Below are 12,712 nucleotides of genomic sequence, written 5' to 3'. Positions count from 1 at the left end.
CTGTGTAGAGTCAGGCCGTTGCTAACGGGTAGGCGATGCGCCCGTATTTGCCCGCTCGAAACTCGCGGAAGGCCTGTTGCAGCTTATCCTCGGTGTTCATCACGAAGGGGCCCGCATCGCCACCGGCTCCGCAATCGGCGCACCGCCAAACAGAAGGAGGTCAAGCGGGCCGGTGCCCGGGTTGGCGAGCTCGATCTCCGTCCCCTCGGTTCCGAGCCCGAAGAGCCGGTGCGCGGCAACATCCGATCCACCAACGTTTGCGCCCAGGCCCGGCAGGAAATCCGCTACCGGCAGCTCGGGCGGTTAGGCCACCCCGGCAGAGCCCATGGGCTCGATGCGGAGATGCGAGATGAACTCTTCCATGAAGGGCGGGATCGGCGCGGCGTTGCCATGGTATCCGCCCAGGAGCACCTTGAGGTGAGCCCGGCCGCCCGGCAGTGGCACGACGGGAAGGCCCGCGGCCGGAACGGGCATGTATTCGGCCGGCTCCGCCTTGTTTCGGGCTGGCAGGTTGATCCAGAACTGGAAGCTGTGCAGCCTGCCGCCGTTTATTCCGCAGGTCTTGGGGGACCATCCCGTTATGCACGATGCCGTTGCCGGCCTTCATCCATTGCACGCCACCTGCCGCGATGGTGCCATGCCCACCGCTGCTGTCAGTATGGGTCAGCGCGCCTTCCAAGACATAGGTAAAGCTCGCGATATCCCGACGCGGATGCGCGAACGACCCGTCAGGATCGGGGACCTCGCCCGGCGATATTCCCTGGCGGAAGGGGGTCCAGCTACAGGATCGGACCCACGAACTGCTCCGCCGCGTTGGGGATGGCGCGGGCAATCGTGACAGGTCCGACGCGGTCGGGCTGGACGTCTTGCTGTGATGTGACCGGCTTCATCGGGGAAACTACTGTGACTGGCTCAGAGGTATGCACCTGCGCGATGCACTGAAATTTCCATCTTCCGCTCTTCTGCATTGGCCGGGCCGATCAAAAAAACCCGCCAATGAAACTGGATCAACTGCGAGTGCTGCGTGCCGTGGTCGAGGCCGGTTCGGTCAAGCCGGCGGCGGAGAGCCTCCACCGCACCCAGCCCGCGGTGAGCCAGGCGTTGAAGGCCCTCGAAGTCCAGACCGGGACCGAGCCATTCGATCGCTTCGGCTCGAGGCTGGAGCTGACCCCGGTCGGCCGGCGGGTCTACCTGCAGTCCCTGCAAGTCCTGTCGGAGGTCGAGGACCTGAACCAGCTGGTGCGGCTTTTCGACAAGGGGCATTAAGAGACGATCACCGTCGCCATCGATGCCGCCGCAGATCCGGGCGCCGCGACACCCGTATTGGCCAAGCTGCAGGCCCGCTTTCCCGACACCCGCGTTATCCTGCGCACCGGCGTCCTGTCGGCTGCGTTCGAGAAGCAGTCTCTTTAGCTGGAACGCGGCAGAGAGAAGCCGCCGGAGGCATTCACGGTCTCAGTGGGGATTGTTGACGGCACCGGTCAGCACTGGCCCCGGATCGATGGTCAATCACATCCCGAACGCGTTCAGGCGCTCGCACTGGAACGTGAAGAGCCTCGGGAAATGGTCACGGTCGGCCATCGAACTCATGCAGGGCCGGCTTGGTCGCTGCAGCAAAGGCCAGCGCGCCGCCCGTCGAGAGCGCGGGCGCGACAGGCCCCAAACAGACCGCCTCGCCTTTGGCTTGGAGGTCTGGCCTGCCCCGTTCCGCGGCGCCAAAGCTCCCGACACGACCGAATGACGCGGCCCCGGCATGGTCTGGAAAACGCGCAGCATCTGGCAAGATCGGTCAGAGCCAGCAGATCCTTCAATGCCCTCAATCGGCACCGTGAGCCAGATCCCGTGCCGAAAGGACACGCCGCTGCATCACAACGAGGACCGCGGCGATACCCAGGCCGATCGCGTCGGTCAGCCAGCCGCCTGCGATCATTGTCAAGCCGCCGACCGCGAGCGAACCTCGCACGAACCAGTTCGCCGGCCCCATGAACCATCCCTGCACCGCCGCAGCCAGAAGGTAGACACCCGCAACAGCGGTGACGGCGACATGTGCGATCTCGAACCCGGTACCTTGCAGCAGCATCGCCGGCGAGAAGAAGAACATGTACGGCACCACGAATGCGGCGAGACCGATGCGGAAGCTTTCGACACTGGTCTTCAAGGGGTCCGACCCTGCCAGCGCCGAGCCGGCATAGGCCGCGAGCGCCACCGGCGGCGTGATCGCCGACATGACCGCGAAGTAGAAGATGAAGAGATGGGCCACCAGCGGCTCCACCCCGAGATTGATCACACCGGGGGCGATGACGCTCGCCGCCACGGCATAGGCCGCCGTGGTTGGCATGCCCATGCCGAGGATGATCGAGACGACCATCGCGAAGAACAGTGCGAGAAACTGGCTCTGGTCCGCGAGAGTGAGCAACACCGTCGAGAAGCGGGATCCGATCCCGGTCAGGGCGATCACCCCCACGATGATGCCCGCCGTGGCGCAGACGGCGACGAGCTGCAGGACCATGCGCGCGCCGTTCTCGAGCGCGTGGAAAAGCTGTTTCGGCCCCATGCGGTGCGGGGTCAGCCAGGACACGACGGCCGCGGTGATCATCGCCAGCGTGCCGCAGCGGATGACCGAGTACCCGGCGAAGAGCGCGTAGATCAGCACGACGATGGGCGTGAAAAGGTAGATCTGCTTCAGCAGGGCGTCGAGCTTGGGAAGAAGCTCGCGCGGAAGGCCCTTCATGTTCGCCTTCTGGGCCGCGAGGTCGATCATGAAATAGACCGAGATGAAGTAGAGCACCGCCGGCACGATCGCCGCCCAGACGATCTCCATGTAGGAGATGCCGGTGATCTCGGCCATGATGAAGGCGCCGGCCCCCATGATCGGCGGCATGATCTGACCGCCGGTGGACGCTGCTGCCTCGACGGAGGCGGAGGTCTGCGGCGTGTATCCGACGCGCTTCATCATCGGGATGGTCAGCGAACCGGTGGCCACGACATTTCCGGCCGAGGTGCCGTTGATCATTCCCATCAGGCCGGATGCGAAGATCGAGACCTTGGCCGGGCCGCCCCGCCGGTGCCCCGCCGCGGCGAAGGCGAGCTTCACGAAGTATTCGCCCACACGGGTCGTCTGCAGGAACGCGGCGAAAATGACGAAAAGGATGATATAGGTCGACGAGATGGCGATGGGCGCGGAAAGGATCCCGTTGTCCGTGTAGATGTAGGAAAAGAAACGCTTTGCCGTGTAGCCGCGGTGCTCGAAGATCCCGGGAAGCCAGGGGCCGAGGAATGCGTAGGCGACGAAGACCGATGCGATGATCACGAGCGCCAGCCCTGCAAGACGACGGGTCAGCTCGATGATCAACAGAACGCCGGTGATTGCGGCCCACATGTCGCCGGGCAATGCCATCGGCATGCCCGCGCGAAGCTGGAGCTGCCGGGCAAAGAAAATCAGGTAGGCCGTGGAGGCGACCGCCGCGGCGGCGAGGATCATGTCGGCGGGAGAGAACCTCTCGGCGTCCTCGTGGGGAAAGATCCAGCCGTGCAGGATCGCCAATGCCGTTCCGACCGTCAGGGGAATGCCGAAGCTGTCCATCGCCCACCTGGGCGGTATCGCTTCGCCAAGGATCCGTCCGTTGTACCAGATGGCGGAGACCGCGAAGAGACCGTACAGAACGCCTGCGGCGGCAAGGCCGAGAAGCGCGACAGACAGCGCCGAACGCCGGGTCGTTGCCGCGTCCGACATGGCCGTCGCGCCGTAAAGCAGGAAACCGAGGACCAGACCGCCGCCGACGTGGGTCAGTCGATAGGTCCATGTTTCCAAGGGATAGACGTTCATCACCAGCAGGTGGAACACGGAGTAGGCCACACATGCCCAGGCGATGATCCAGTGCCGGTAGCCGGCGGGCTGGCGCTGGTTTGCCGTGGTCGGCTCGTCATCGACACGGGAGGTCGCAGCCGCCTGCTCGACAAGCGACTCCTGTGTCCCGGGGACAACGTCGCGTGCTTCGGAATCCAGTGAATCCGGCGTCCTCGTCATGGTGTTCCGCCCGGTTGCTGAGGTTGGTAGACGCACGGGCGCGCGCCGTCGCGGCGCCCGTGCCCATCTCTGAAGGGTGCTACTTGAGGTTGTCGGGAATGGTGTAGCCGTTTTCCTCGAACCACTTTACCGCACCCGGATGAAACGGGATGACCTGGTTCTTCAGGACATTCTCCGGAAGCGTTTCCTTGGCGGCGGCGTGGTTGGTCACCATGCGGTCATGGTTCTCCATCGCCAGCGCGGTGATTTCATAGGCCAGGCTCTCGGGCATGTCCTTGTGCGAGATGGCGAAGTTCCACAGCGATACCGTCTGCAGATCCTCGGGCTGGTCCTCGTAGGTGTTCGCCGGGATGGTGAAGGGTGCCATGGCCGGAACGATCTGCATCATCTTGCCGAGCGTCTCCTCGTCCATCGACAGGAAGCGCACGTCGTTCTCGACCGCAAGTTGCGCATAGGCCCCGGTCGGCAGGCCCGCGGCATAGACGAAGCCGTCGATCAGGCCGTCCTTGAGTTGCCCGGCGGTGTCGGAGCCGCCGGCATTCGACACGATCACCTTGTCATACCCCTCGGCGTTTTCGAAGAAGCGCGTCCAGTAAGTGGCCGAAGTGCCGCCCGCCGGCCCGACGCCAACCCGCTTGCCCTGGAGATCCTGGAAGCTCTGGATATCCGAACTGGCGAGGACGGCTGCCTGGAGCGGCGTCTGGTACATCGGAAACAGCGCGCGCACGTTCTCGTGCGGAACCCCGGGCATCAGCGGGCTTTCACCGCGACGCGCCTCGTCGGCCGGTCCGAGCGTCACGAACCCCAGTTGGTGCTCGCCGGCTTCAACGAGAGTGACGTTCTGCACCGGGCCCCCGGTGATCTCCACCCCCGCATTGATGCCCAATGCTTCGCTGATCATTGCGCCGAAGCCGGATCCGTAGCCGAAATAGGTCCCACCCTGGCTGCCGGTGCCGATGGCGATGCTGCTCGGCCATCCTTCCCGATCCTGGGCGGCGGCGGGCAGAGCCATCGCGGCGCAGGCAAAAACTACGCCCAACACGTTGAATTTCATTGTCGATATCCTCCCATTTCTCGCCGAAGCGCGACCTCGAAGGCGGCACGGCTTGTGCTTGAATGATGAGAGACAGAGCCGCGACGTCTCAACAGGCCGAAGATTATATTATTTATCGCAATAGTCAGGCGGTCGCTTCGATCTCCTCGAGATGCCCTTTCAGAACCGACATGAAGGCCTCCCGGAGCGGATCCCGTGTCCCGCGCGCCCATGCAACGGCAAGCACAAGCTTTGATCGCGAGGTTTCATCCGGCACGGCGAGCGGCACGAACGTGACCCCTTCGACCTTCAGCCGGGAGGTCCACCGCGGCACGATCGCAAGTCCCGCTCCCGCGGCGACGAGGTTGACGATCGTCTGCTTCTCCTCCGCCACCTGCGCTATGCGGGCGGTCAGACCAGCGTCGACGAACAGCTTGATCGTCAGGTCATGCGAATGCGGTCGCGAACGCCGGTCCGGTACGATCAATGGCTCGTCCTCGAGGTCGGAGATCCCGAGGCGCTCCCTGCCGGCAAGCGCATGGGAAGACGGAAGCGCAACGACGGCCGTTTCGTAGAACAAGGTCATGAAATGCACGCGCGGGTCCCGGATGTCGGGAGGGCGGCAAAAGGCGAGATCGATGCTGCCGCTCAGCAGCTTGGGCAGCAGGTGGATGGTCTTCTGTTCGATGATCTGGACAGTCAGGTCCGGCTGCTCCTGGCGGACGAGTTGCAGCAGCTGCGGCATCAACCCGGCCGCGGCGCTGTCGATGGCGCCGACATTGAGCGCGTGCGTCCCGGAATTCCGGATCGTGCGGACATTGCGCTCGAATGCTTCGGCTTCCTCGACCAGCTTTCGGGCGTCCTCGAGGATCCGCGAGCCCGTTTCGGTCAGCGACACGGCGCGGGTCGTTCGCTGGAAAAGCTGAACGCCCAGTTGCTCCTCCAGTTGCCGTATCTGGCGCCCCAGCGTCGCCGGAAGCATGTCGAGCGCCTGCGCCGCCCGTCCGAAATGCAGGGTTTCGGCGGCGGTCAGGAAGCACTTCAACTGGTTGATATCCAAACTGCGACCCTCCTCTGGCCGGACTACTATTTCACTCCTGTATATAATCTTTCAAGAATTGATGCCCGGCAGAGCTTGTCTGTAACGTCCCGGGGAACCGCGGACCCTCACACAGGAGAAGGCGAAATGACCATCCAGGAAGCCGGCCCGGTCGGTGCTGCATCTGCCCGCAACACGCCCGACGCGGTCCGGACCTACAGGATCGCAGCCATTCCGGCGGACGGGATCGGCCCGGAAGTCATCGCCGCGGGTCTGCAGGCGCTGGAGGCCGTGGCACGGCGCGACGGCGGGTTCACTCTCGACGTTACCGATTTCGACTGGGGGTCGGACCGCTACAAGCGGTCGGGCGCGTTGATGCCCGAAGACGGTCGCGAGCAACTCAAGGATTTCGATGCCATCTTTTTCGGAGCCGTTGGCGCTCCGGACGTGCCGGATCACATCACCCTGTGGGGATTGCGCCTGCCGATCTGCCAGGGCTTCGACCAATACGCCAACGTGCGACCCACCAAGATCCTGCCCGGAATAACCTCGCCGCTGGCCAATGTGGGGCCGGGCGATCTTGACTGGGTCATCGTGCGCGAGAACTCGGAAGGCGAGTACGCCGGCATGGGCGGGCGGGCTCACAGGGGCATGCCCGAAGAGGTCGGAACGGAAGTCGCCATCTTCACCCGCACCGGCGTGGAGCGGATCATGCGCTATGCCTTCCAACTGGCGCAGTCGCGCCCCCGCAAGCTCCTGACCGTCGTCACCAAGTCGAACGCACAGCGGCACGGCATGGTGATGTGGGACGAGATCGCCGAGGAGGTTTCCAGGGATTTCCCCGATATTTCCTGGGACAAGATGCTGGTCGACGCGATGACCGTTCGCATGGTGAAGAATCCGCGGAGCCTCGACACGATCGTGGCGACCAACCTGCACGCAGACATCCTGTCCGACCTTGCAGGCGCGCTTGCCGGAAGCCTTGGGGTCGCGCCGACCGGCAATATCGATCCCGAACGGCGCGGGCCTTCGATGTTCGAGCCGATTCATGGCTCGGCGTTCGACATCACCGGGAAAGGGATCGCCAATCCGGTTGCGACCTTCTGGACCGCCAGCCAGATGCTCGAGCATCTCGGGGAGGCGGCCGCGGCGCAGCGCCTGATGCGCGCCGTCGAATCCGTTTGCGCCGCCGGAATCCTGACGCCGGACGTCGGCGGAAGCGCCACGACCCAAGACGTCACGACTGCAGTCTGCGAGGCCATTCGATCGGAAAACATCTGAACCGGATGGCTCGGATGCTGGACCGTAAACCGGGCCGCGCGCGTCGATTGCCCCATTTCCACCACAGGATCAGTCGGTCTTCGCCCTGCGACCACGCTGCCGTGCTGTCGCGTCTCACCGGCCATTAGGTCATCCAGCGGCTTGCTGTGCGACGTTTGGATCGATAGCCGAAACCCCCGACCCCGACGGGATCGGGGAAAATTATGCTGCATTCGTCCCGCAAGGACTGTCGATAGCAGGCGCCTGGCGAAAGGAATCGACCTCGGGCGCCTGCAGTGCTGTCGTCAGCCCAACAATCCTACACCTGGCTTCGGCTCTCGTCCCAAACGGCGCAGAGCCGGGCGTAGCGATTTGCCATTTCGGCTACGGCCTCGTCCGACCCGATGTCGCCCTTCAACCATGCCTGCGCGGCGTCCGCAAATATCGTCCGGCCCACGGCAAATCCTTTCACCAGCGGGAAACGGGTCGCGACGCGGAAGCTCTCGGCAAGGTCTTCCTCCGCAGCCGCCAGTCCCAGGATCACGATGCCGCGGGTGTAGCGATCGTTCCGCAGGATCGTGTCGCAAGTCTGTTGCCATGCGGAGGTCGTGGTCATCGGTTCCAGCTTCCACCAGTCGGGGTAGACACCGATGTCGTAGAACCGCTGGATGACCGCTGCGTTCGTTCCCTCATTCACCCTGCCGGCCTTTGAAGGAATGATCTCCAGCAGCAACTCCAGCCCGTTCCGGCGAGACGCGGCGAAGAGGCGGGACACCGTTTCCTCCTGGGCGCTTCGCATCTCTGCCGTGTCATCCGGATGATAGAAACACAGCACCTTGACCACGTTGTCGCGAGGCCACTCGAGAAGGCCCCCAAGGTCCGGGCCGAGCTGGGGCTCCAGCGTCAGGGGGCGCGATCCCGGCCACTCGCATGGGCGACCGACCCACAGGCCGGTGCCTGCAGCCTTGTAGAGCGCATCTCGACCGAGCCGTGCGTCACACAGAATGCCGTAGCCGGGCTTGCCCCCCTGAACCTCGAGTGCAGCCGTCAGGCAGAGTTCCTTGAACGCCCCGATCTTGTCGGGTGTCGCGCCCTCGAGTTCCTCGAGCTGGCTGCGGTGGTCGAAGGCAAAGACCCGCATGGTCGACCAGTCGCCCTTGCGGTTTGTCGACCAGTGAATCTGCTCCAACTCCCTGTCGTTGCGAAGCTCCCTGGTCTGCACGCCGCGCTCGAGGAAGAACTGCAGCTCCTCCAGGGACGGATAGGCCGGGGTGCAGCCATGCCGGCTGACCGCGAAGGCGCCGCAGGCATTGGCGTAGGTGATCGCCGTCGTCCAGCTTTCGCCGTCGAGCCATCCTTTCAGCAGCCCGCCCATGAAGCCGTCCCCCGCCCCCAGCACGTTGAAGACCTCGATCGGGAACCCCGGCCCAGACTCGCCCTCGTCCAGCGTATCGGGGATGTCGCCGGTGAAGGCCGTGGCGCCCATCGGGCCGCGCTTGCAGACGAGTGTCGCCGTCGAGACCGCCCGGACATTGCGCAGCGCCTGGATCGTGTCGGTCGAGCCGCCGGCGATGTGGAACTCCTCCTCCGTACCGACGATCAGGTCGAAATAGTGCAGCGTCGACTGGAGCTTCTCGGTCACCTTGTCGGAGGCGATGTAGCGCTCCTCGCCGGCGCCGTGTCCCGCCAACCCCCAGAGGTTCGGGCGGTAGTCGATGTCGAGCGCTGTCTGCATCCCGAACTCCCGCGCCAGCCGGAGCGCCTTGAGCGTCGCCGCCTCGACTTGCGGATGGCTGAGATGCGTGCCGCTTGCCACGACTGCGCGTGCCTGGCGGATGAAGTCCGGATCGATGTCGTCCTCGCACAGTGCCATGTCGGCGCAATTGTCCCGGTAGAAGATCAGCGGGAACTGGTTCTGATCCCGAATCCCGAGCAGAACCAGCGCGGTAAGCCGCTCCGGATCGGTGACGATGCCGCGGGTATCCACGCCTTCCCTCGCGAGTTCCTCGCGCAGGAAGCGGCCCATGTGCTCGTCGCCCACCCGTGTGATCACAGCGGATTTCAGCCCCAGACGCGCCGCTCCCGTGGCGGTGTTGGTCGGTGACCCGCCGACGTATTTGCCGAAGCTTCCCATGTCCTCCAGCCGCCCGCCGATCTGCTCTCCGTAGAGGTCGACGGACGATCGGCCGATCGTGATCACATCCAGTGTCTTGTTCATGGTCTCTCCTCCTGAAGCGCGCGACCCGAGTATCCGCCCGGCCGCAAGCCGGTTCCGGAGATCGGAGCCGCGGCGCGAACAGTCATTACTTTTCATCTTGCCAGAAAATGATCAATATGTTTCAAAATCGAAATCGCCGGTAGAGGAGCCGGCGGATATCCGGGAGGAATCGGCCGTGAAAGCCTGCGTCGTTCACGCTGCTCGTGACGTGCGAATAGACCACCGCGACACCGCCGGAGCCGGAGCCGGAGAGGTGATGATCGGCTTTGCCTGGGGCGGCATCTGCGGCTCGGACATCCACTATTTCGAGCATGGCCGCGTTGGGGATTCGATTGTCCGCAACCCCATGGTCCTGGGACATGAGTTCTCGGGCACGGTGATCGAAACCGGTGCCGGGGTGACCGGCCTCCGTCCGGGCGACAAGGTCGCGGTCAACCCGGCAAGCCCCTGCGGTACCTGCGGATTTTGCCGGAGCGGCGAGACGAATCTCTGCACCGACATGCAGTTCATGGGCAGCGCCGCCCGTCTGCCGCATCGCGACGGCGGGTTTTCCGAGATCGTCCGCGTGAAGGCCGCGCAATGCGTCAAGGTGCCCGCAGGCGCCGACCTTCGACACCTGGCCATGGCCGAGCCGTTCGCCGTCGCGCTGCATGCGGTGGCGATGGCCGGGGAGGTGTCTGGGCGCACGGTGCTTGTCACCGGCGCGGGCGTGATCGGCCAGATGGTCGCCGTGGCGGCGCGGCGCGCCGGCGCAGAGCGGATCATCATGAGCGATGTGTCCCCAGAGGCCTGCGCCCGCGCGGCGCGGCTCGGCGCGGACGAGGTGGTGAACGCCGCAGATCCAACCGCGCTCTCGGCGCTGACGGCCACGCCGCGGAGCGACATTGTCTTCGAGGCTTCGGGCGCGCCGCAGGCGCTGGACCTGGCCATCGAGGCCATGAAGCCGCGGGGACGGTTGGTTCAGGTCGGCTTCCTGCCGCCCGTGTCCCCGCTCCATCTCGCCAAGCTGCTGACCCGCGAACTGACGATCACCGGGACCTATCGGTTCTCGGACGAGTTCGAAGCGGCCGTGCAGGCGATCGCCGCCGGCGAAGTGGACCTGCGCCCGATGATCTCGGCCGAACTACCGCTCGATGCTCCGGAAGCAGTGTTCGAACGCGCGCTCGACAAGGCCCGGACGCTGAAAGTGATGGTGACCTTCCAATGACCGTTCCCTTTCCCCTGCCTTATGACCCCGACACGCTGAAGATCACCGCCGCCCATATCGGGGTCGGTGCCTTTCATCGGGCGCATCAGCAGGTCTATTACGACGATCTCGCCCGCCTCGGCGCGCCCTCCGGCGTGATGGGGATCAACCTGACGCCGCCGGACATTTCCGGCACGCTCGCGGCGCAGAATGGGCGCTATGCCGTGCTCTCCGAGGACGCCACGGACTCCGAGTGCCGCGCGATCGGCACCCTGAGACACCTGCACGACGCATCGAAGGCCGCGCTCGCCCCTTGGGACGACATCACCTTTGTCACGCTGACGATCACCGAAAAGGGATATTGCCACCATTCCGGCACGCGCGATCTCGATCTCCAGCGCGTCGCCGCCGACCTCGCCGCTCCGGAACGGCCGGTCACGGCAATCGGCTATCTCGCCTGGATGCTCGAACGTCGCCGGCGTTCGGGCGGCGCGCCGATCACGCTCGCGAGTTGCGACAACGTTCCCCAGAACGGCCGGGTGCTCGAGAGCGTCCTCGAAGACTACGCCCGGCGCGCCTTCCCGGAGCTTTTGCCCTGGATGGACAGCCATGTGCGCTTCCCCGTTTCCATGGTCGACCGCATCGTTCCCGCAATGACCCCCGAGGCCCGCAGCCGGCTGGAAACGGCCCTCGGGCACGCGGACGGGATCGGTGTGGTTGCGGAACCGTTCCGGCAATGGGTGATCGAGGACAGCTTTGCCGCCGACCGCCCGCAACTGGAGCGCGCAGGCGTCCAGGTTGTCCCGGACGTCGGCCCCTACGTGCGAATGAAGTATCGCCTGTTGAACGGGCTGCAATCGGCCTATGCCGAGCTCGGACGGCTCTGCGGCTGCACCAGTTCTCACGAGGCATCCACGCAACCGGATCTCGCCGCCTGGGCGGCCGCGTTCCATGCATCGCAGGCATCGACCCTCGACTGCCCGGCGGGCGAGGATCTCGCCGCCTATGGCCGGACGAGCCTCCAGCGGCTTCAGAACCCGCGGATCCATCACCCGCTGAACCAGATCGCGTCGGACGCCAGCTTCAAGCTCCCCCAGCGGATCGCAGAACCCGCGGAGACGCTGATCGCCCGCGGCGACGCGGCGCGGGCCGAGCCGCAGGCGATGGTGCTTGCGGCCTGGGCGTTGAACGGCGGCGGCACCGCACCGGACGCGGAAGGCTTCCGCATGAGCGATCCCCTGGCCGACAGGATGGCAGCCGACAGGGCGCGTTTCGACGCGGACGCGGCCGGCCTCGCCGGCGCGGTGCTGTCGCTGCCGGTTCTGCCGCGGACGCTCGCCGGCTCGGACAGGTTCCGCGGGCTGGTCGAGCGATGGATTGGTCGCTTCGGCGGCGCCGAACCCGGGGCACGGGCGGCGCTGATCGGCGAATGCGCAAGGGAGAACATGCATGCGTAGGTGGCTGGCTGGCCGAACGCCCGAGGAATGGCTCGGCGCGGGCCTCATGACGGTCGTGGTGGCGCTTCTGGGGCTGCAGGTCGTGGCGCGGTTCGGCTTCGGCCGATCCTTCAGCTGGCTCGAGGAAGTGAGCCGCTTCGCCTTTGTATGGTCGGTCTATTTCGGCTTTGTGATCGCCGCCGAGGGCGACCGGCACATCCGCGTCGCGCTGCAGCTTGAAATGCTGCCGGAACGCGCGCGGCTCATCGCCTACACGCTCGCCGACACGCTCTGGCTGGTCTTCAACGCCATCGTGATCTGGCACGGATACTGGTTCACGCTCTCGATGTTCGAGTTCCCCTACATCTCACAGACCACGGGCATCAACCTGGTCTGGGTGCAATTGATCGTGCCGCTCGGCTTCGCCTTCATGTCCGTCCGCGTGTTCCAGGTCATGGTCCGCCGCTGGCAGACCGGCAAGGGCCCCGCAGACAGCCGGATGGGAGATTGATC

10 protein-coding genes and 2 pseudogenes are annotated in these 12,712 nt (G+C 65.2%); 5 read left to right on the top strand and 7 right to left on the bottom strand.

Features of this window, described 5'->3' with window-relative positions; translation table 11 throughout:
* Positions 1-10 precede the first annotated feature (10 nt).
* The 3 genes and pseudogenes from CHB86_RS25305 to CHB86_RS25350 all read right to left on the bottom strand — a co-directional run.
* A pseudogene (locus tag CHB86_RS25305) lies at positions 11-106 on the bottom strand (hypothetical protein); the annotation flags it as partial.
* Positions 107-303: 197 nt separating this feature from the next.
* Positions 304-474, bottom strand: coding sequence for a hypothetical protein (locus tag CHB86_RS24650; protein ID WP_176442872.1), 171 nt, complete (start codon positions 472-474; stop codon positions 304-306).
* Between the two features lie 67 nt (positions 475-541).
* Positions 542-832 (bottom strand): annotated as a pseudogene (locus CHB86_RS25350) (pirin family protein); the annotation flags it as partial.
* A 164-nt stretch (positions 833-996) separates the two neighbouring features.
* Between CHB86_RS25350 and CHB86_RS14335 the strand changes: the two are divergent.
* Positions 997-1,266 (top strand): LysR family transcriptional regulator, encoded by a 270-nt coding sequence (locus tag CHB86_RS14335; RefSeq protein ID WP_089233745.1) that lies wholly within the window; start codon positions 997-999, stop codon positions 1,264-1,266.
* A 550-nt stretch (positions 1,267-1,816) separates the two neighbouring features.
* On the opposite strand, the gene CHB86_RS14330 is transcribed toward CHB86_RS14335, so the two are convergent.
* The 3 genes from CHB86_RS14330 to CHB86_RS14320 form a co-directional block, all read right to left on the bottom strand.
* Positions 1,817-4,027, bottom strand: a complete 2,211-nt coding sequence (locus tag CHB86_RS14330) for a TRAP transporter permease (RefSeq protein WP_089233744.1) — start codon at positions 4,025-4,027, stop codon at positions 1,817-1,819.
* Between the two features lie 79 nt (positions 4,028-4,106).
* Positions 4,107-5,081: a TAXI family TRAP transporter solute-binding subunit gene (locus CHB86_RS14325; protein ID WP_089233743.1), complete on the bottom strand. Its 975-nt coding sequence runs from the start codon at positions 5,079-5,081 to the stop codon at positions 4,107-4,109.
* Between the two features lie 124 nt (positions 5,082-5,205).
* Positions 5,206-6,120 carry a LysR family transcriptional regulator gene (locus tag CHB86_RS14320; protein ID WP_089233742.1) on the bottom strand — a complete coding sequence of 305 codons (915 nt, stop codon included), beginning with the start codon at positions 6,118-6,120 and terminating at the stop codon, positions 5,206-5,208.
* A gap of 126 nt (positions 6,121-6,246) precedes the next feature.
* Between CHB86_RS14320 and CHB86_RS14315 the strand changes: the two genes are divergently transcribed.
* Positions 6,247-7,380: a tartrate dehydrogenase gene (locus CHB86_RS14315; protein ID WP_089233741.1), complete on the top strand. Its 1,134-nt coding sequence runs from the start codon at positions 6,247-6,249 to the stop codon at positions 7,378-7,380.
* Positions 7,381-7,678: 298 nt separating this feature from the next.
* Here CHB86_RS14315 and CHB86_RS14310 read toward each other — a convergent pair whose 3' ends face one another.
* The gene (locus CHB86_RS14310) at positions 7,679-9,577 is read right to left on the bottom strand and encodes a bifunctional 5-dehydro-2-deoxygluconokinase/5-dehydro-2-deoxyphosphogluconate aldolase (protein WP_089233740.1); all 1,899 of its coding nucleotides are present in this window, start codon (positions 9,575-9,577) and stop codon (positions 7,679-7,681) included.
* Here CHB86_RS14310 and CHB86_RS14305 point away from each other — a divergent pair.
* Genes CHB86_RS14305 through CHB86_RS14295 form a run of 3 tightly spaced genes read left to right on the top strand, consistent with a single transcriptional unit; the run spans position 9,552 to position 12,710 of the window.
* A complete protein-coding gene (locus CHB86_RS14305) occupies positions 9,552-10,784 on the top strand; it encodes an L-idonate 5-dehydrogenase (RefSeq protein WP_245837971.1) in 1,233 nt (410 codons plus the stop codon). The two genes, CHB86_RS14310 and CHB86_RS14305, sit on opposite strands and share 26 nt — an antisense overlap.
* Positions 10,781-12,220 carry a mannitol dehydrogenase family protein gene (locus CHB86_RS14300; RefSeq protein WP_089233738.1) on the top strand — a complete coding sequence of 480 codons (1,440 nt, stop codon included), beginning with the start codon at positions 10,781-10,783 and terminating at the stop codon, positions 12,218-12,220. Before CHB86_RS14305 ends, CHB86_RS14300 begins: the two co-directional genes overlap by 4 nt.
* Positions 12,213-12,710, top strand: a complete 498-nt coding sequence (locus CHB86_RS14295; RefSeq protein ID WP_245837969.1) for a TRAP transporter small permease — start codon at positions 12,213-12,215, stop codon at positions 12,708-12,710. The genes CHB86_RS14300 and CHB86_RS14295 overlap by 8 nt, the downstream gene beginning before the upstream one ends.
* The last annotated feature ends 2 nt before the right edge of the window (positions 12,711-12,712 follow it).

The organism is Tropicimonas sediminicola, assembly GCF_900188335.1.
In the GTDB taxonomy this organism is placed as follows: domain Bacteria; phylum Pseudomonadota; class Alphaproteobacteria; order Rhodobacterales; family Rhodobacteraceae; genus Tropicimonas; species Tropicimonas sediminicola.
The sequence above is the reverse complement of the archived record's forward strand: the minus strand, read 5'-3'. Positions and strand labels throughout refer to the sequence as shown.